General features: G+C 62.8%; 11 protein-coding genes. 6 read left to right on the top strand and 5 right to left on the bottom strand.

Going from position 1 to position 17,102, the window contains the following annotated elements; genetic code table 11:
* Nucleotides 1-20 precede the first annotated feature (20 nt).
* From pcaD to ACP15N_RS17790, 3 genes are all read left to right on the top strand, one after another.
* On the top strand, nucleotides 21-809 hold the full coding sequence (pcaD, locus tag ACP15N_RS17800; protein ID WP_425093698.1) for a 3-oxoadipate enol-lactonase: 789 nt from the start codon (nucleotides 21-23) through the stop codon (nucleotides 807-809).
* On the top strand, nucleotides 802-1,521 hold the full coding sequence (locus ACP15N_RS17795; RefSeq protein ID WP_425093697.1) for an alpha/beta fold hydrolase: 720 nt from the start codon (nucleotides 802-804) through the stop codon (nucleotides 1,519-1,521). The genes pcaD and ACP15N_RS17795 overlap by 8 nt, the downstream gene beginning before the upstream one ends.
* Before the next feature lie 104 nt (nucleotides 1,522-1,625).
* A complete protein-coding gene (locus ACP15N_RS17790) occupies nucleotides 1,626-2,885 on the top strand; it encodes a TCR/Tet family MFS transporter (RefSeq protein WP_425093696.1) in 1,260 nt (419 codons plus the stop codon).
* Nucleotides 2,886-2,888: 3 nt separating this feature from the next.
* Here the strand turns inward: ACP15N_RS17790 and ACP15N_RS17785 are convergent, their stop codons facing one another.
* The gene (locus ACP15N_RS17785) at nucleotides 2,889-3,782 is read right to left on the bottom strand and encodes a YihY/virulence factor BrkB family protein (RefSeq protein ID WP_425093695.1); all 894 of its coding nucleotides are present in this window, start codon (nucleotides 3,780-3,782) and stop codon (nucleotides 2,889-2,891) included.
* Between the two features lie 132 nt (nucleotides 3,783-3,914).
* Here ACP15N_RS17785 and ACP15N_RS17780 point away from each other — a divergent pair, with 132 nt between their 5' ends.
* The gene (locus ACP15N_RS17780) at nucleotides 3,915-5,120 is read left to right on the top strand and encodes an acyl-CoA dehydrogenase family protein (RefSeq protein WP_425093694.1); all 1,206 of its coding nucleotides are present in this window, start codon (nucleotides 3,915-3,917) and stop codon (nucleotides 5,118-5,120) included.
* Entirely contained in the window at nucleotides 5,117-6,130 is a 1,014-nt protein-coding gene (locus tag ACP15N_RS17775; RefSeq protein ID WP_425093693.1) for a phosphotransferase family protein, read from the top strand. Before ACP15N_RS17780 ends, ACP15N_RS17775 begins: the two co-directional genes overlap by 4 nt.
* Here ACP15N_RS17775 and ACP15N_RS17770 read toward each other — a convergent pair.
* A complete protein-coding gene (locus ACP15N_RS17770; protein WP_425093692.1) occupies nucleotides 6,127-9,783 on the bottom strand; it encodes an Ig-like domain-containing protein in 3,657 nt (1,218 codons plus the stop codon). The genes ACP15N_RS17775 and ACP15N_RS17770 overlap by 4 nt on opposite strands.
* Nucleotides 9,784-9,990: 207 nt before the next feature.
* Between ACP15N_RS17770 and ACP15N_RS17765 the strand changes: the two genes are divergently transcribed.
* Nucleotides 9,991-12,204, top strand: a complete 2,214-nt coding sequence (locus ACP15N_RS17765) for a CHASE2 domain-containing protein (RefSeq protein ID WP_425093691.1) — start codon at nucleotides 9,991-9,993, stop codon at nucleotides 12,202-12,204.
* Here the strand turns inward: ACP15N_RS17765 and ACP15N_RS17760 are convergent, their stop codons facing one another.
* From ACP15N_RS17760 to ACP15N_RS17750, 3 genes are read right to left on the bottom strand one after another with little or no spacing between them, the layout of a single operon-like run.
* Nucleotides 12,205-13,524, bottom strand: a complete 1,320-nt coding sequence (locus ACP15N_RS17760; protein ID WP_425093690.1) for an HlyD family type I secretion periplasmic adaptor subunit — start codon at nucleotides 13,522-13,524, stop codon at nucleotides 12,205-12,207.
* Entirely contained in the window at nucleotides 13,524-15,680 is a 2,157-nt protein-coding gene (locus ACP15N_RS17755; protein ID WP_425093689.1) for a type I secretion system permease/ATPase, read from the bottom strand. The genes ACP15N_RS17760 and ACP15N_RS17755 overlap by 1 nt, the downstream gene beginning before the upstream one ends.
* The gene (locus ACP15N_RS17750; RefSeq protein WP_425093688.1) at nucleotides 15,677-17,050 is read right to left on the bottom strand and encodes a TolC family protein; all 1,374 of its coding nucleotides are present in this window, start codon (nucleotides 17,048-17,050) and stop codon (nucleotides 15,677-15,679) included. Before ACP15N_RS17750 ends, ACP15N_RS17755 begins: the two co-directional genes overlap by 4 nt.
* Nucleotides 17,051-17,102 lie beyond the last annotated feature (52 nt).

The raw sequence follows: 17,102 nt of genomic DNA, 5'->3' as shown, positions 1-17,102 counted from the left end.
CTTCTAGGGGATTATTCGGCGTGACCACGTTCACTCACGACGACGTCACGATTGCGTATCGTGACGCAGGGCCGCGGCATGGTCCAACGCTTGTCTTCGCCAATTCATTGGGGACAACCGTTGACCTATGGGCGCCGATCCTGCCCTTGCTGCCGGATACGCTCCGGGTCATTCGCTATGACATGCGCGGGCATGGCAACTCGTCCGTGCCGCAGGGGGCCTACCCGATGGGCAAACTGGTAGGCGATGCCGAAACCCTTCTCGATCACCTCGGCGTCCGGGACTGCGCATTCGTCGGCCTATCGATCGGCGGCATGGTGGCACAGGGTCTGGCCGTCAAGCGGCTTGACCAGGTGCGTACGCTGGTCCTGTCGAACACCGCCGCCAAGATCGGGCAACCGAAAATGTGGACCGACCGGATCGCGGCTGTCACTTCGGGCGGGCTTGACGCAATTGTTGATGGCGTGATGGAAAAATGGTTTACCCGCCGCTTTCGCGACAGCCCGGACATCGCCCCGTGGCGGCAAATGTTTCTGGATACGCCGGTTTCGGGCTATACAGGGTGTTGCGCAGCCATTGCAGGAACCGATTTTTATACACCAACCAGCGGATTACGTCTGCCGACGCTGGGGATCGCAGGCAATGAGGACGGGTCGACCCCACCCGATCTGGTGCGGGAGACCATCTCGCTGATACCCGGAGCACGATTTGAACTGATACGGCAGGCCGGACATTTGCCGCACGTGGAGCAGCCGAAGGCCTATGCTGCCCTGCTTACAGATTTTTTGGAGGAAACCGGTCATGTCTGACATCTCAGTTCTTCTGGTACACGGGGAATTGCACGGCGCCTGGTGCTGGCGCGACGTCGCACCGGAGTTGCGCGAACATGGCCTGTCGGTGCGGGCGATTGATCTGCCGGGGCACGGCGCTGATCCGACCCCGGTGCAAGACATCACCTTCGAAAGCTACGCCCGCGCGGTGCTCGCCGAAATGGGTCCGCGGACCCTTCTGGTCGGACAGGGCATGGGCGGGTATGCTGTTTCGGCAGCGGCAGAAGCTGCAACCGACCGCACCGCCGGCATCATTTATGTCAGCGCCTATATTCCCTCCGCCCACAGATCGGTCGCCGATATGCGGGCGCGCGCGGCCAGAGACCCGTTTGACGGCATAACCCGGGCGGCAGATGATGGGCAGACGTTCGCAATCTGTCCCGACGCCGTGCACGATCTGCTGTACCACGACTGCCCACCCGGGATTCTGACCTACGCGGGCGCGCGCATCAACAGAGAGCCTGTCGCCCCGTTGCGCGTGCCGCTGAACGCCTTGGAACGGGCCATACGGGTTCCGCGCTACGCGATTATCACAGAGAATGACCACATGATCTCTCCCGAGTATCAGGCGGAGATGGCGGAGGGGATCCCCCAATCGAACATAAGACGCTTGGCGACATCGCACGCCTCGTTCTTCACGGACCCCAAAGGCCTCGCATCCGAAATCGCGCGCATCGCCAGAGCGGTCTAGGATGTGTCATTTTTAATTTACACAATAGTGTCAATTGTTGATTACACATCCAGAGTCGCATAGGATTGGCGCTGACCAGACCAGCATCAACCGATCCGACCGCGATGACCCAGTCCACCCCGCGCCAGACACCCGCCCAAGACACGGGCAGCAAGCCGCCCCGGCTGGCCTTCGTGTTCATCCTGATCACACTGGCCATCGACGCGATGGGGATCGGTCTGATCCTGCCCGTGCTGCCGGACCTGATTTCCGAGCTCAACGGGGGCACTTTGGGTCAAGCGGCGATCTGGGGGGGTGTCCTTTCTACCTCTTACGCAATCATGCAATTCCTGTGCGGCCCCACCATCGGGTCATTGTCGGATCGCTTTGGACGGCGTCCGGTCTTGCTGATCTCGCTCACCGTCATGGCTCTGGATTACGTGGTCATGGCGCTTGCCGGATCGATCTGGTTGCTGCTTGCAGGCCGCATCGTCGGCGGGGTCGCCGCCGCCACGCAGGCGACCGCCACGGCCTTCATCGCCGATATCTCCAAACCCGAAGAAAAATCGAAAAACTTCGGCCTTGTGGGCGCTGCCTTTGGGATCGGGTTCGTTGTTGGCCCGCTGATTGGCGGGGTGTTGGGTGAACTGGGCCTGCGCGCGCCGTTCTACGCTGCCGCTGCGCTTGCAACGTTCAACCTGATCCTCGGTTACTACGTCCTACCCGAAACCGTCACCGACCGCATCCGCCGTCCGTTCTCGTGGCGCCGGGCCAACCCTTTGGGGGCGTTTCGCCATATCTCCGCCCTGCCCGGCGTGCGTCGCTACCTGACCCTCTTTTTCCTCTATGAGTTTGCGTTTTTCGTCTATCCGGCCATATGGGCGTACTTCACCCGAGCCCAATTCGGGTGGGAGCCCGGCATGGTCGGATTGTCTCTGGGACTGTTCGGAGTGGCCATTGCAGTCGTGCAGGGCGGGCTGATCCGTTGGATACTTCCAACATTCGGAGAGGCCAGAACCATCGTTTACGGCTTTGCCTTTAACTTTTGTGCCTTTTTGGCCCTTGCCACGGTAACGTCGGGCGGCATGGCCCTGATCCTGACCCCTCTGACCGCACTGGGGGCGGTGGTGACGCCTGCACTACAGGGGCTGATGTCTCGCGCCGCAGGTGAGGACCAGCAAGGGGAGCTGCAAGGACTGGTTTCGTCCATACGCGCAGTGTCGGCCATACTGTCACCGCTGGTGATGACGCAGATTTTCTTTCTGTCCACCGATCCAGCCTATGGCCTCAACGCGCCGGGTGCGCCTTTCTTTCTGTCGATGGGGCTTATGGCGTTGTGCCTTGCGATCTATCTGCCTGCGCGACGACCGCGCGTGCTGGCGTAAGGGTCAAGCCGCATTCGACCGGGTCAGCTCCTCCGGCGGCACCGCATTCGGACCAATCCCCGCCCGCGCTTCAAGTTCCACGTTCAGACCCGCGCCCAGAAGCAGCAGGAACGCGCTGATGTAAAGCCACATCAATAGCGCGATCACCGCACCGATGGAGCCATAGACCTCGTTATAATTGCCAAAATTCGCGAGGTAGAAACTGAACCCGATCGATGCGCCGGCCCAAAGCAGCAGCACGACAATCGAGCCAGGCGTCAACCAGCGCATCCGGACACAGGTCCGATTGGGGCCATAGCGGTACACGATCGCCAGACCGACCATCAGGACGCCGATCGCAATGACCCAGCGTGCAAAACTCAACGCAAGGGTCGCAAATGGCCCAAGTGGCAGAAACGCCAGAATGATCGGCGTGATCACCACCATTGCAAGTGCCACCAGGGCCACGCCGACCAGAACCGCGGTCAGGCTCAGCGCCGCAACATAGTGCCGCCAGCTCTTTCGGTTCGGTGTTCCGTAAATCGCATTCAGCCCACGCATCAGCGCGCTGACCCCGGCGCGCGTTGACCACAACGCCGCAAGAATGGACAAAGCCGTGGCCCATCCGAGCGTACTCGATGTCGTAGACGTCAACGTGTCGATCTGCGCATCGATCAGCCCGTAGGCTTCGGTTGGCATCAACTCTTCCATCAACTCGATCTGCTGGTCCACGACCACAGGGTCGGCCACAAGCCCCCAAATGGCAATGACAGCCGCCAGAGCCGGAAACAGCGCGAACAACCCATAAAATGCGACGCCGGCCGAAATCAAACCGAGGTTCCAGTCGTCGATGTTGGCGAAAACGGCCTTTCCCGCCTTCACCCAGGTTCGAGGTGGGTGTTTGAACAGCAGCGGCATCAGGGGGCCTCCGTTGCAATAGCGTTTGGTGAAAGTCTAACGCCGTCCTGCGGGAATTCGATCCCTTGGCGCGCTTTTCTCCTGTTTTCACGGCGATTTCATGACGTAGGGTGTGCCCAAGGGAGGATTTCAATGGATTTCGAACTGACGTCGGAGCAGGACGCGCTGCGCCGTCGCGTGGCCGGGTTCGTGGCCGAACACATTCTGCCGCTCGAAACTGAGCGCGAGAATTTCGATGCGCATGACAACATCGCGCTGCCGGTCTTGTCGAAAATCCGCGACAAGGCGCGATCTGCGGGCTTGTGGGCGCCGCAATCGCCCGTGGAACGCGGGGGCATGGGCCTGTCGATGGTCGCGCGCGCGGTTTTCTATGAAGAGGCGAACAGGTCCATCTTCGGCCCGGTCTGTTTCAACTGCGCTGCCCCGGATGACGGCAACATGAGCATTCTGGCGCGGCTCGGCACTCCGGATCAGCAAGACCGCTGGTTGCAACCGATCATCGACGGCACGGCACGATCCGCCTTTGCAATGACGGAACCGCATCCCGGTGGCGGATCTGACCCCGGCATGATGCGCACCCGGGCCGAGAAACGCGGCCGAACCTGGGTGATCCATGGCCACAAGTGGTACATCACCGGCGCCGCCGAGGCGCAGCACTTTATCCTGATCGCGCGCACTTCCGATGACCCGAAACGCGGCCACACGGCGTTCCTGTTCGATGCGGATCAGCCTGGGTGGCGGATCGACCGGCGCATCCCGATCATGGGACCGGAGGAACACGGTGGCCATTGCGAACTGACCTTCGACGGGTTGGAAGTGCACGAGGACAACGTATTGATGGCTGAGGGGCGCGGCATGAAGGTAACGCAGACCCGGCTTGGTCCGGCGCGTCTGACCCATTGCATGCGCTGGCTGGGTCTTGCCAAGCGGTGCGTGGAGATTGCGCAAGACTACGCCGCCAAACGCGAAGGATTTGGCGTGCGCCTTGCGGACCGCGAGTCGATCAAGCTGATGCTAGGCGGTCTTGCAATGGATATCGAAGTCGGACGCTTGCTGACCATGAAAGCCGCGTGGGAGATTGACCGCGGCGGTTTTGCCCGAAAGGAAGTGTCAATGGCCAAGATCCATGTCGCCAACCTTTTGCACAAGGCAGCGGACACCTGCATCCAGATCAATGGCGCGCGCGGGTATTCGAAAGATACCGTGCTGGAATGGATTTATCGCTATGCCCGGCAGGCACGTTTGGTGGACGGCGCGGACGAAGTGCACCGCATGGTCCTCAACCGTATTCTGTCGGAGGAAGGTCGCGATTTCTGGAGGTGGGAGGCCCAGTCGTGACGGCAGTCGAATTCGACCCGGCGCGGCTGTCGGAATACCTGCGCGGCGCGTTCCCGGGCGAGGCCGGTCCGCTCACCCTCGCGCGCATTTCTGGCGGGCAATCCAACCCGACGTTCTACTGCGACTGGGGAAGTCGGCGCATGGTGCTGCGCAAGCAACCGCCCGGAGAGCTTCTGCGCGGCGCCCACGCCATCGACCGGGAATACCGCGTGATGTCGGCCCTTGCCGAAACCGACGTTCCGGTCCCGTCTCTGTTGGCCTACGAGGACGATGCGCGTGTCATTGGCACGCCATTCTACCTGATGACGCGGCTGGAGGGGCGCGTTTTTCAACCCTACGGCCTGCCCGACCTGCGCCGCGCGGATCGCACCCCGGCACTGCTATCCATGGCGCGCACGCTTGCCCGCTTGCACAGCGTGAATCCCCATTCGGTCGGCCTGTCGGATTTTGGCAGGACCGGGGACTACTTTGCACGGCAGTTCTCACGCTGGTCGCGCCAGTACGAAGCGTCTGCCGGACCGCGTCTGCCCGACCTCGACGCCTTGCAGGCATGGCTGGAGGTCAATTTGCCTGCCGACGATGGCAAGGGGGCGATCGCCCATGGCGACTTTCGCATGGGCAACATGATGCTGCATCCGACAGAGCCACGCGTGATTGCCGTGCTGGATTGGGAGTTGTCGACGCTGGGGCACCCTTTGGCCGATCTGGGGTTTGCGTCCATGGCGTGGTTTTCGGCCCCGGACGAGTATGGCGGCCTGCTGGGCCTTGATCTGGAGGCTGAGGGTTTGCCATCCCACCACGACTTCGTCGCAGCCTATACCGAAGCCGCCCCACCCACAGCGCCCTTGCGTCCTTTCCACATCGCCTTCGCGATGTTCCGGTTTGCGGTGATCTTTGTCGGTATCGCCGACAGGGCCCGGTCAGGGAGTGCTGCGGGCGAAAACGCTGCGCTCCTTGCCCCGATGGCAGCCGCCTTTGCGCACAGAGGACGGGATATCGCCGGGATCTAGGCCGTTTGCGCGGACGCAAGCGCCACTGCGACCTCTGCATCGACGGCAACTGTTGCCAGAACGCTGTTGGCATCGCTGAGGTTATACAGCGCGAGGGTATTGCCTGCGCCATCATCCAAGGCAGCGTCCGGGGCTGCATCAAAGGTTCCGGAGTTTGACGACACCAGCGTCACTGTATCCCCCGGATCACCGTACACCGTCACCGCCTTGCCCGGAAGATCGCCCAGCAGAGCCTCCAGCAACGCATCGGGTCGCTCCGACAGCCCCAGCACATCAAAACCGAACAAAGTCAGGGTGTTGTCCTGTTCATTGTCCATATCGACAACTTCGATATTGCTGGATGCGGACAGCGCGCCCAAAGCTTCCGTCAAATCGCCCGCCTGCGTAAGCTCCACCACAGAACGACTACCAGTCCCCGTCGCCGTTCCCGATAAATCCAGACTTTGCGACGTGAAAAGGGTCAATTCGATGCTTTCAGCATCTCGATCAAGGTCGAACCCTGCGGCCACAGTCACGACATTCTCTGACCCGAGCAAACGGTCCAGCGTGGCAAGCCCGACCAAATCAAGCGAGACACCATCGCCCGTATCGACAAGTGCGGCGCTGGTCTCGTCCGCGACCTCGCCCCGATCCTCGCCGTCGGCAATCACAGAGACCGACAGGTCCACAAGCTCCGCTTCGAAGATCGGCGTCGGCGTGGCAAGATCGCTGATCGCTTCGGGTCCAGTCAGCCCAATCGGTGACGGGCTGAGAACCGCGAGCGTGTCGGCATCGGCAACATTGCCGTAAATGAACGCTTCGACTGTCACGTCGAATCCGCTGGCAGAGGCATTCTGGATCGCGGCAAGTGTGTCCTGAGCGGACACATCGGCCGCATCCGCCGGCGTGACGATGTACAGGAAGTTTTCTTCCCCCAGCGGTTCGCTTGCGAAGAAGGTTTCCGCAGCCATGAGCGACTGGCTCAGGGGAAACGCCTCCCCTAAGAACCTGAAGCTGTCCAGCGCCCGACCCAGGGCAGGGTCCTGTACGTCGAAGGTTTGTTGCAAGGTCCCCGTCGGCCCACGCGCGAGGAGATGGATGTCAACCTGCGTCTGCGCCCCATCGAACCGCGTGGCGATAGCCTCCAAAGCTTGCGATACGTTCGCGGTCATGGATGCGATATCCGTGCTATCGACGCTGCTCGACCAGTCAAGCAGGACCGCGATATTCACGGCAGGCGCGGTAACGGCTGTCTGGGAAATCTGAACCGGTCCGGGTATGGCCTGCTCTGATACGGGCGGATCAATCCCGAGCGTGATGACCTGACCGCCCGGCCCTGTCCGCGCACTGTTTTCCACAAGCACCGTAACCGTTGCGACTGCGACGCCACCCTGACCATCCGAAGCTGTGTACTCAAAACTGTCCTGTCCGGCAAACCCGGCGTCTGGCGTGTAAGCGAACGTGCCGTCGGGTGCGATGCTGACCTGACCGTTTTGTGCGCCGGCCGGACCAGCGGCAAAACTGACGACCGCGCTGGCATCGGGGTCAAACGCGGTCAGTTGCCCTGAAATCGTGCTGCCGTTGCCGGTTTGCACAACGACATCGCGGACAACAGGCACATCGTTCGACCCCGTCAAAGTGATAGAGACGATCTGTTCCGCACTGGCGCCAGCCGCATCCGAGACCGTGACCGTAAACGTCTCTACGAAACTGTCTCCGGCATCGAGTACCTGAGCGGCAGGGGCGTTGATCTGGTACGTCCATGCGCCGCTTGCCGCATCGACGGTGAACTCTCCGAAGGTACCGCGCGCCGACCCGCTCCAGACAAGGGTCGTGCCCGGATCGGTATCCTGCGCGACCAGCGTTCCACTCGCCGGAACTCCAGCATCCTCTGAAAGCGTCACGTCAAGGGCATCGGGGGGTGTGATCAGGACGGGCGGATCGTTCACGGCTGCGACGAGCACGGTGACCGTGCCGGTACTTGTCAGACCGGACGTGTCAGTGACGACATAGGAGAAACTGTCCTGACCCGCGAAATCCGTTGCGGGAGTATACGCAAACGCCCCGCCCGTACCAAGCGTGACTGTCCCGTTCTGGGGCCCTTGCGCGACGGCGAACGCCAGCGGATCGCCATCAGGGTCTGTCCCAGGCAACACGCCGGAAAACACGGTGTCTTCGTCGAGTTGAACGTTTGCATCCAGAGCCGTCGGCGCATCATTCACTGGCTGGACAAGCACTGTCACTGTACCGGTCTGAACGCCGCCTCCGGTACCGATGAATTGGAACGTGAAACTGTCCGGGCCGCTGAAGTTCGGGGTCGGCGCGTAACTGAACGCGCCGGTGGGATCGAATGTGACAGTCCCGTTCAGCGGTTGTGTGACCACGACAAAACTTGGCAGCGCGCCCGCGGGCAAGGCCACCTGTCCGCTGATGCCCGGGCCCGGCGCATCCTCCGGGCCCGTCACCTGGAATGTCGGAAGAAGGCCCGAGCCTGGCTCGGTCGCTGGCGCGGATGCGGGCAACGGTCCTTCGGGCACCGATCCGCGCCGCAGGCTGCCCTCCTCAAGCACATCGCTTCCCCCGCGCGGCGGCGGAGGTGGCGGGGGCGCGGTCCCGCCTGCATCCGGTGCGGCGGGGGTGTCATCCTGCGGGTCGATGCCGAGCTGTGGCGGTGGAGAAAAACCGGGTGCGTCCTGCGATGGGGCAGGCAGGGATGGCCCCGTTGTCACGAATGTCCCGCCCCCCGCCACCCGTGCGGCTGCACCGTCAAAGGCCAAGAACGCCTGCGCGATGAGCGGAGCATCTTCGGCCTGTTCCTGCGCGGTCTTGACCACCTGCTGCGGGGGGGACCCATCCGAGGTCACGATCCATTTGACATCCGTGGTGGTCACGTCGGCAATCGGCACCCCCATAAGGTCGAACAGTCCTACCTCACCAACGCTGCCATCGCGGTCTTGCAGCAGGCTGACTTCGACAATGACGACGCCGTTCAGGGTCGAGACGTTGGTCAGAACAGTTGTCCCGCGGATGCCCATCGTTGCAGTTGGGGTGGAAACCTCGATACCGCCCGAAGGGGCGATCTGTCCCGCGATGAACACGAAACCACCCTGGATCAGATTGAAGGTCGCCCCGTTGTCAGAGGCGTTCGGATCATAGATCAGCGCGTCGATTACCATGCGCGCATCAGCCGACAGCGTGAACATCGTACCGTCAACAAAGGTCAGCGAAACCCCAGACCCTGCATCGGTTTCGACGAGATCGCCCAGAAAAATCCGTGTATCGGCGCCCAATGCCTCTTGTGTGCCATCGGCGCGACGCACCGTTCCGGTTCCCACAAGCGTCTCGACCTGCCCGATCGGACTTGCCGGGGTGCCGCCGCCGGCTTGCGCATATTGACCCGGGGCCTCCGGACCGGCGAGCATTTCAACAAGGTGCCCCCGCAAAACCGCGCCATTCGGGGCAAGGATGTCCGCGGGTGTTGCGGTCGCAAAGTATCCCTGCAACACGAGGGTCGGAGCGCCCTCGTTGATCAGTAAAAGATCGGGGCCGGATCGGCGAAACTCGGCGCCGAAAAGCTGATCGGCCTGCGGGACAGTAAAAACTCCAGCATGATCTGCATGCAGACTGACAAAGCTCTCGGCTTGAAATCCCACTGGCTCGGTGATCAGCGCCATCTGGCAAATACCCTTAAGAAGTCCTTAACCCGGCACCCTACTGCCACGCCTTGCGCGGGACAAAGGGAATAAGGGCTTCCGCTGCGTCATTTTTGAACCCGACCCCAGGCGGCGTACGGGGCCGGATTAGCCCGACATCCCGGCCCCCACTTGACGCTGCACCGCAGGCCAGGCCTTGATACCGAGTACGAGGCAGGCTGGACCAGTATGAAGAAAAACGCGGGACATTGGATGCGACGGGTGCACTGGACGCGTCTTGCGGGGGCTGGTGTGTTGCTTGCCATGATCCTGCTGCGGATCGCAGACCCCGCCCCGCTGGAGCGGTTGCGGCTCGGGACATTTGACTTGTTTCAACAGTCCCACCCACGCGTCTACACTGATGCACCCGTGACAATCATCGATATCGATGACGCCAGCCTCGCGGAACTTGGGCAATGGCCGTGGCCTCGCACGAGGGTTGCAGACCTGGTGGACGCAGCAACTGCGGCAGGCAGTGTTGCGCTGGCGTTCGATATCGTCTTTTCGGAACCTGACCGGCTGTCGCCAGCCTGGATTGCATCCGACAACCGCGCGCTTCCCGCGGTTGTGCGCGAGGCGCTTGCCAGCTTGCCGGACAATGACAGCGCCCTCGCGCAGGCCTTTGAACGCAGCCGCGTCATTGCCGGTCAGGCCAGCCTGCGGCTCGAAGAGGGTGTCGCAGGCCCGACCGCGCTTGAGCCGGTACCCCATGCCCTGATCGGCCCTGATCCGCGGCCCTGGTTGCAAACCTATCCACGCGCGGTGCGAAACCTTGAAATCCTTGAGACCGCGGCTGCCGGCCAGGGTTTTTTTTCGGTGCGGCCCGACAGCGATGGCGTGTACCGGCGTATTCCCGTGGCCCTTGTGGTGGGAGAACAGTTCCGCCTTGGCCTCGCGCCGGAACTCCTGCGGGTCGCCACCGGAGGCGCGCCCTTTGCGATCCGAACCAACGAAGCCGGTATCGAAGGCGTGGTCCTGGCACAGCAGATGGTCCCCACGGACAGGGACGGTACCCTGTGGCCCTGGCTGACGCCACCGGAACCGACACGCTCACTGTCTGCGGCGGACGTGCTCGAAGACCGCGTGCCCGACGGGCGCCTCGCGGGCCAACTGGTGCTTATCGGCTCCTCCGCCATAGGATTGGAGGACTTTCGCCCTACCGCGCTCGGTATCCCGATGTCGGGTGTCGAGATCCACGCGCAAGTCCTTGAGAATATTCTCACAAACTCGATGCTCCTGCGCCCGAACCATGCAATCGGCGCGGAGCTGGCCCTGGGCACGGCACTGGGGCTTGTGATCATTCTGGCGGCTCCACTTATCCCCGCCCTCTGGCTGGTCATCGGGGCCGTGGGCGTTCTGGCAACGGTTGGCGGGGCAAGCTATGCGGCCTTCCTGCGGGAACGCCTGCTGTTGGATCCGTCATGGCCGATGCTCACCGCGCTGTGCCTGCTGATGTTGATGGCGGGCGGCAACTACCTGCGAGAAGAACGTCGCCGTCAACGGATACGCGCCGCCTTCGGGCAATACGTTTCGCCTGAGCTGGTCAGCCGCCTGACGGACACGGACACGCCCCTGCGCCTCGGCGGGGAGACGCGGGAGTTAACGCTTCTCTTCAGCGATATGCGCGGCTTCACGGCCGTCTCAGAGGAGTTCAGGAACGACCCGCAGGGGTTGACCGCCCTTATGAACAAGCTGCTTACCACCCTCTCGGAGCCGATCCTGTCAGAGGGCGGAACTATCGACAAGTTTTTGGGCGACGCGGTCATGGCGTTCTGGAACGCGCCGCTCGATCACTCAAGCCACGCCGCTGCGGCGTGCCGGGCCGCCTTGGCGATGCGAGAGGGCGTGACACAACTGAACCTGGCTCGTGCGGAGATCGGATCCGCGCCGCCATTACGCGTCGGCATCGGGTTGAACACCGGCCCTTGTGTCGTTGGCAACATGGGAACACCCGCCCGATTTGACTACACCGCCATGGGCGATGCGGTGAACCTCGCCAGTCGGTTGGAAGCACAATCAAAGGCTTACGCAGTGGACATCATTCTTGGCGACAAGACCCATGCAGCGGTCGCAGGGCGCTTTGCCACGGTGGAACTCGATCTGATCCGGGTCGAGGGAAAATCGGCACCCGAAAGGATCCACGCCCTGCTGGGCGATGCCGAGTTTGCGCGCACCCAGGCATTTCGGGCAGTGCAGACGGCGATCACCCTGTTCTTGGGTGTTTATCGCGCGCAGGATTGGGGTGCGGCACTGTCCGCCCTGCCCGAGATCAAAGATACGGCCGCGGACGCAGGTCTCTCTCTTGACGGACTGGTGGCGCTTTTCCGCGACCGGATCATCCACCTTGCCGCGGCTCCCCCCGGACCCGATTGGGATGGAGCCTATCCGCCGCTTGATCCTTGATCACCGCTCCCGCAAGGCCTCGGACCCGGTGCGCATCAGCGGACGCAGAAGATAGCTCAACACCGTGCGTGACCCGGTTTGGATATCAACCTGAGCCTGCATCCCGGGCCGGATCGGCAGAAGCGCGCCGTTGTGGGCCAGATGGTCCGCATCCGTCCGGATGGCCACCCGAAACACCGGCAGACCATCACCGTTCTGCACGGCATCCGCACCGATGCGGTCCACCGTCCCTTCGAGAGCCCCATAGACAAGATAGTCATAGGCCGTGATCTTGACCGACGCAGGCTCGCCAACCGTGATGAATGCGACATCGCGCGGGGCAATGTCCGCCTCGACCAGCAGCCGGTCCTCAACTGGCACAATCTCCAGAACCGGCGCGCCCGGTTGCACCACTGCTCCGATCGTGGTCGCGGGAATACGGTTGACGATACCACGCGCCGGGGCGCGTAAAACAGTACGATCGACGCGGTCTGTGGCCGCCTCGAGACCAGTTTCGACCACTGCGAGTTCAAGCTGAACCCGGGCAAGGCGCTGACGCGCTCGCGTCACGAATGCCGCGCGCGTTGCGTCGATCTGGGCGTCGGCCTCGCGGATGGCTGCTTCCAGAGTGGGCGCGCGTGCCGCACCGACGGCCAGATCTCCTTCGATTTCGGCCAGCCGTCCGCGCAGGCGCAAAAGCTCGATCTGAGGCAGGGCGCCACGCGCGACGAGGTTTTCGGTCAGGGCAAGTTCCGCGCGCAGCGGTTCGAGGACCGTGGACAGTTTCAGCGCTTCGGCCCGCAATTCGGCCAACTCTCCCTCGCGACCGACACGCTGATCGGACAGCACCTGCAATTCGCTGTCCAGTTGCGCATGGCGGGTCTCCAGAATGGCCAGCTCCGCTGCGACCGCGCCCGGCGCACGCTCCGCCAGACTTGGGGGCCAGCGCGCCATCGTCTCCAGAGAGGCTTCCGCCTCCAGCCGGGCTGCTTCGGCGAGCAACGCATTGCGGCTCTGCAACAGTTCCCTGCGTTCGGCCGCGACACCCACATCACTGATCTGAACAAGGGGCTGGCCTGCCTCGACCAGGTCTCCTTCGGCCACCTCCAGCGCGGTGATGATGCCGCCTTCAAGGCTTTGCACCACTTGCACCTGCCGGGACGGCACCACCTGCCCTGCCCCCCGGGCCACCTCCTCAATCTCCGATGTCGCCGCCCAGATCAGGAACGCCAAGAGCCCGCCTGCTATGGTCAGCAAGAGGAACCAACCCGCTCCACCGCCACGCCCCGAGATGCGGGCTGGATCCTGTAGGTACCTGTCCTCTATCCGCGCCCCGAACATCACGCAGACCCATCCGCATCCGGTTTCTGGCCCGCCAGCCGCGCCATCATCTGTGCGCGCGGGCCGTCCAACACCTTGCGTCCCTGATCAAGCACGACAAACCTGTCGGCGATCTGCGCCAGTGACTGCCGGTGCGTGCACAGGATCAGGCTGATACCGGTCTCGCCAAGCGCGCGTAGCCGCGCGGTCACTGTCGCCTCCATCTGCTGGTCCATCGCGTTGGTCGGCTCGTCCAGGAACAATACGCGCGTCTTGCGCAGCAGAAGCCGGGCCAGACACACCCCTTGCCGCTGCCCGCCGGACAGCCGATGCCCCCGCTCGCCGATCAGCATGTCGAGCCCGTCAGCGGATGCTGCCACGAACTGGTCCAGCCCTGCGGTGTAAAGCGCTGCTTGAATGTCGGCATCACTGGCATCGGGGCGTCCTATGGTCAGGTTTTCGCGCAACGTCCCGGAGAACAACTCCGCATCCTGCGGCAAATACCCGATCCCGGCGCGCAACTCGGCGCGGTCATACTGTCCGATACCGATACCATCGATCAGGATGCTGCCCTCCTGCGGTGCAATCAGCCCTGACAACAGCTTGCCGGTTGTTGTCTTGCCGGACCCCACACGCCCCAGAAGCGCGACAACCTCACCCGGCGCGATCTGGAAGCTCACTGCATCCAGCGCGGCCACCGTTTGGCCGGGATAGGAAAAGCGTACGCCGTCAAACTGAATTGCCCCCGTCGTAATCCGGTGGTCGCTCTTGATGTGCCGCCCGTCCGTCGGCAAGGCCATCAACTCATCCAACGCGCGTTTGGCCCGAACCGCATACTGCGACCGAAACACGGTCTGAGCGATGGCCCCGAGAGGTGCAAGGACGCGGCCGGCCAGAATGTTCGCCGCGATCAGCGCCCCGATTGAGATGCGCCCCTCGAAAATCAGGAAGACCCCCCAGACGATGATGACGACGCTCACCGCCTGTTGAACGGCCAGCGTTCCGTTCGTGGCAAAACTGGACCAGAATCGGGTGCGTCCCGACACCTGCGTGGCAGCTGCGGCGGCGATATCCCATTCGCGCTGCATGACCGGTTCTGCGTTCAGGCTCTTGATCGTCTCGACCCCGTTAAGTGTTTCCACTAGGACCACGTGGCGTTTGGTTGCCAGCCTCTGGGCTTCGGCTGCCGCACGACCCATCGGCGCTTGCGCGACAAGCGCGATGACAAGCACCAGCGGGACAGCAATCAACGGCACCCAGGCCAGCGGGCCGACCAGCACGAACAGAGCAGCAATGAAGACACCGATGAACGCCAGATCAATCAAAGAGACAAACGTGGCAGACCCGAAGAAATCGCGTACAAGTTCGAAATCGCGGATCGTCTGCACCAATCCTGCCGCGCCGCCCCGACGGTCCAGCAACCCGATACGCATGGCCTGCGCAAAGACAACCGACCCGGCCTGCAGGTCCACACGCCGTCCGATCCGGTCCAGCACGGCAGCCCGGACCGAACGCAACACCAGGTCCAGGAAAATTGCGATCGCGACTCCGATGGCCAGCGTGGTCAACGTCACGAAGGCGAGGTTCGGAATGACCCTGTCATACACGTTCATGACAAATATCGGCAACGCCAAGCCCAGCAGATTGATCAGGAAGGCTGCCAGAGCAAGCTGCGCCCAGCCCGTCCATTGCGCCCGCACCGGCGACCAGAACCAGTCCCGTTGTTCAAAGGCATCGCCCGTGCTCGCAGTCTGCTCAAGCCGCGCCTCGGACAGGGCTTTGGCGGGCCGCACAAGGATCACAGCGTCCTTGAGATCACTCAGGGCAGCTGAAACTTCTGCCCCGCTTTGCGATATGGGCGGGACAAAGGCTTCGATACCGCCCGGACCGGCACGCAGAATGACGGGCGCACCGCTCTTGTGGAAACCTACCGCGGGCAAGACCGCCGCATCGACCTTGTCGGGCGCTCTCACCAACGTCTCCGCCGTCAGGCCAAGGACGGCGAGCGCACCGATCACGTCGTCCGCACGTGTCGGGTCGAACCCAGCGCTCAACCCGGTACGCAAGGCCTCTTCGGCATAAGGTCGGCCATGCGCGCGCGCAATCCAGCGCAAGACGGCATCGGCCTTGAGCACATCCGGCGCTGTGGCCGGTTGGGCGGGCAGCGCGCGGCTCACTGAAGTGGTTCGATCGCCGTATCAAAAACGGCTGTTGGGGATTGCAAGGCCTGACTCTGGAAACCCGGTTCCAAGGCGATGCCAGTGGGCTTCACACCGAAGTAACCGGCCAGAACGCTCTGCGTTGCCAGAAGGCGAAACTGACTGAATGCAAAGCTCGCGTCCGAGCTGATTTTCTGGAATTGCACCCTGAACAATGCGCGCTCTGCCTCCAGCACATCCAGAAGCGACCGGGTCGAGGCTTCGAATTCATCCGTGTACTGGCGCACGAGGGACCGGTTCGCACGTAGCTGGCGTTCCAACAAGATCGCGCGTTCGGTAGCGCTCTGAAACGTGTTCCAGCTGCGTTGGGCCAAAGCGCGCACCTCGCGCAGGGCCTCGTCCCGTTCTGCCTGTGCTTGCACAACCCGTTCGGCCAAGGCGCGGCTCTCAGGTGATCGTCCGCCTGCGTACAGCTCCCAGTTCAAACGGAACCCGATGTAAAGATCACTCTCTTCCCCGCGCGACCCCTCAAGGTCCTCGCCATACATCGCACCGGCATTTAACGAAACGCGCGGCAAGCGGTTCGACTCCACGATCGTCTTTTCAAAGCGCGCACGGTCAATCGCGGTCTGGGCAGCCCGCAGGCGGAAACTGTTGCGCATCGCCGCCTGAACAAGATCATCCTCGGTCCCCGGCAGTTGCGTCGGGCGCGGAATGGCCATGTCCGTGCCGGGCGGCTGTCCCACGATCCGCTCGAACCGGGCGTTGGCATCCCGCAGCGCCTGTCGCACCTCTAGCTCCGCCAACTCCGCCGCATCAATCCTGTCGGAGACCTGGAGCGCGCTGGAGGCGGGCAGCCGACCACCTTCGACCTGCGCGCGAACCTGCGCACCGATCTCCTTGTGCCGCGCGACATTGCGTCGTGCCGCATCGACCAACTGGCGATGGCGCACCACGTCGATATACGCCTCGGTCGCGTTCAGCGCGAGCGTCTCGGACGCGTCAAGCATCCGGAACAGGCTACCATCAAGGTCCGCCGCCCCCTGGTAGACGAGGTTGGACCTGCGGTAGCCGTCAAACAGCACCAACTCCGCATTCAGATCAATACGCCGGGCGAACTTCGTCTCGTCATTGTCCTCAGGCGTCAGGCCAACCGGGTCGTCCACGCGCTCCGCACCGCCCTGCGCGGTAAGCGACACTGTGGGGAGGTACTCCCGCTCCAGCGCGCCGAGATCCTGCGCGCTGGCACGCGCTTCCGCTGTGGCCTTGCTGATTGTGGGGCTGGACGTGACGGCGACGCGGACGGCCTGTTCAAGCGTCATCGCACCAACGGGCTGCCCCAGTCCGAGACAGACAGCAATGGCTGCGATCCCCCTCCGTCCGGACATTTTGATCCTCCCTATGGGCGGCAATTTATCTTGAAACAAAGAAAACATTCAA

This window comes from Tropicimonas sp. S265A (assembly GCF_049800835.1).
Taxonomy (GTDB): Bacteria; Pseudomonadota; Alphaproteobacteria; order Rhodobacterales; family Rhodobacteraceae; genus Dinoroseobacter.
This window is presented reverse-complemented; position numbering and strand designations above follow the sequence as displayed.

Coding starts and splice junctions, on each gene's coding strand:
- ACP15N_RS17795 (WP_425093697.1), top strand. CDS start 802: ATGTCTGACATCTCAGTTCTTCTGGTACACGGGGAATTGCACGGCGCC.
- ACP15N_RS17790 (WP_425093696.1), top strand. CDS start 1,626: ATGACCCAGTCCACCCCGCGCCAGACACCCGCCCAAGACACGGGCAGC.
- ACP15N_RS17785 (WP_425093695.1), bottom strand. CDS start 3,782: ATGCCGCTGCTGTTCAAACACCCACCTCGAACCTGGGTGAAGGCGGGA.
- ACP15N_RS17780 (WP_425093694.1), top strand. CDS start 3,915: ATGGATTTCGAACTGACGTCGGAGCAGGACGCGCTGCGCCGTCGCGTG.
- ACP15N_RS17770 (WP_425093692.1), bottom strand. CDS start 9,783: ATGGCGCTGATCACCGAGCCAGTGGGATTTCAAGCCGAGAGCTTTGTC.
- ACP15N_RS17765 (WP_425093691.1), top strand. CDS start 9,991: ATGAAGAAAAACGCGGGACATTGGATGCGACGGGTGCACTGGACGCGT.
- ACP15N_RS17760 (WP_425093690.1), bottom strand. CDS start 13,524: ATGTTCGGGGCGCGGATAGAGGACAGGTACCTACAGGATCCAGCCCGC.
- ACP15N_RS17750 (WP_425093688.1), bottom strand. CDS start 17,050: ATGTCCGGACGGAGGGGGATCGCAGCCATTGCTGTCTGTCTCGGACTG.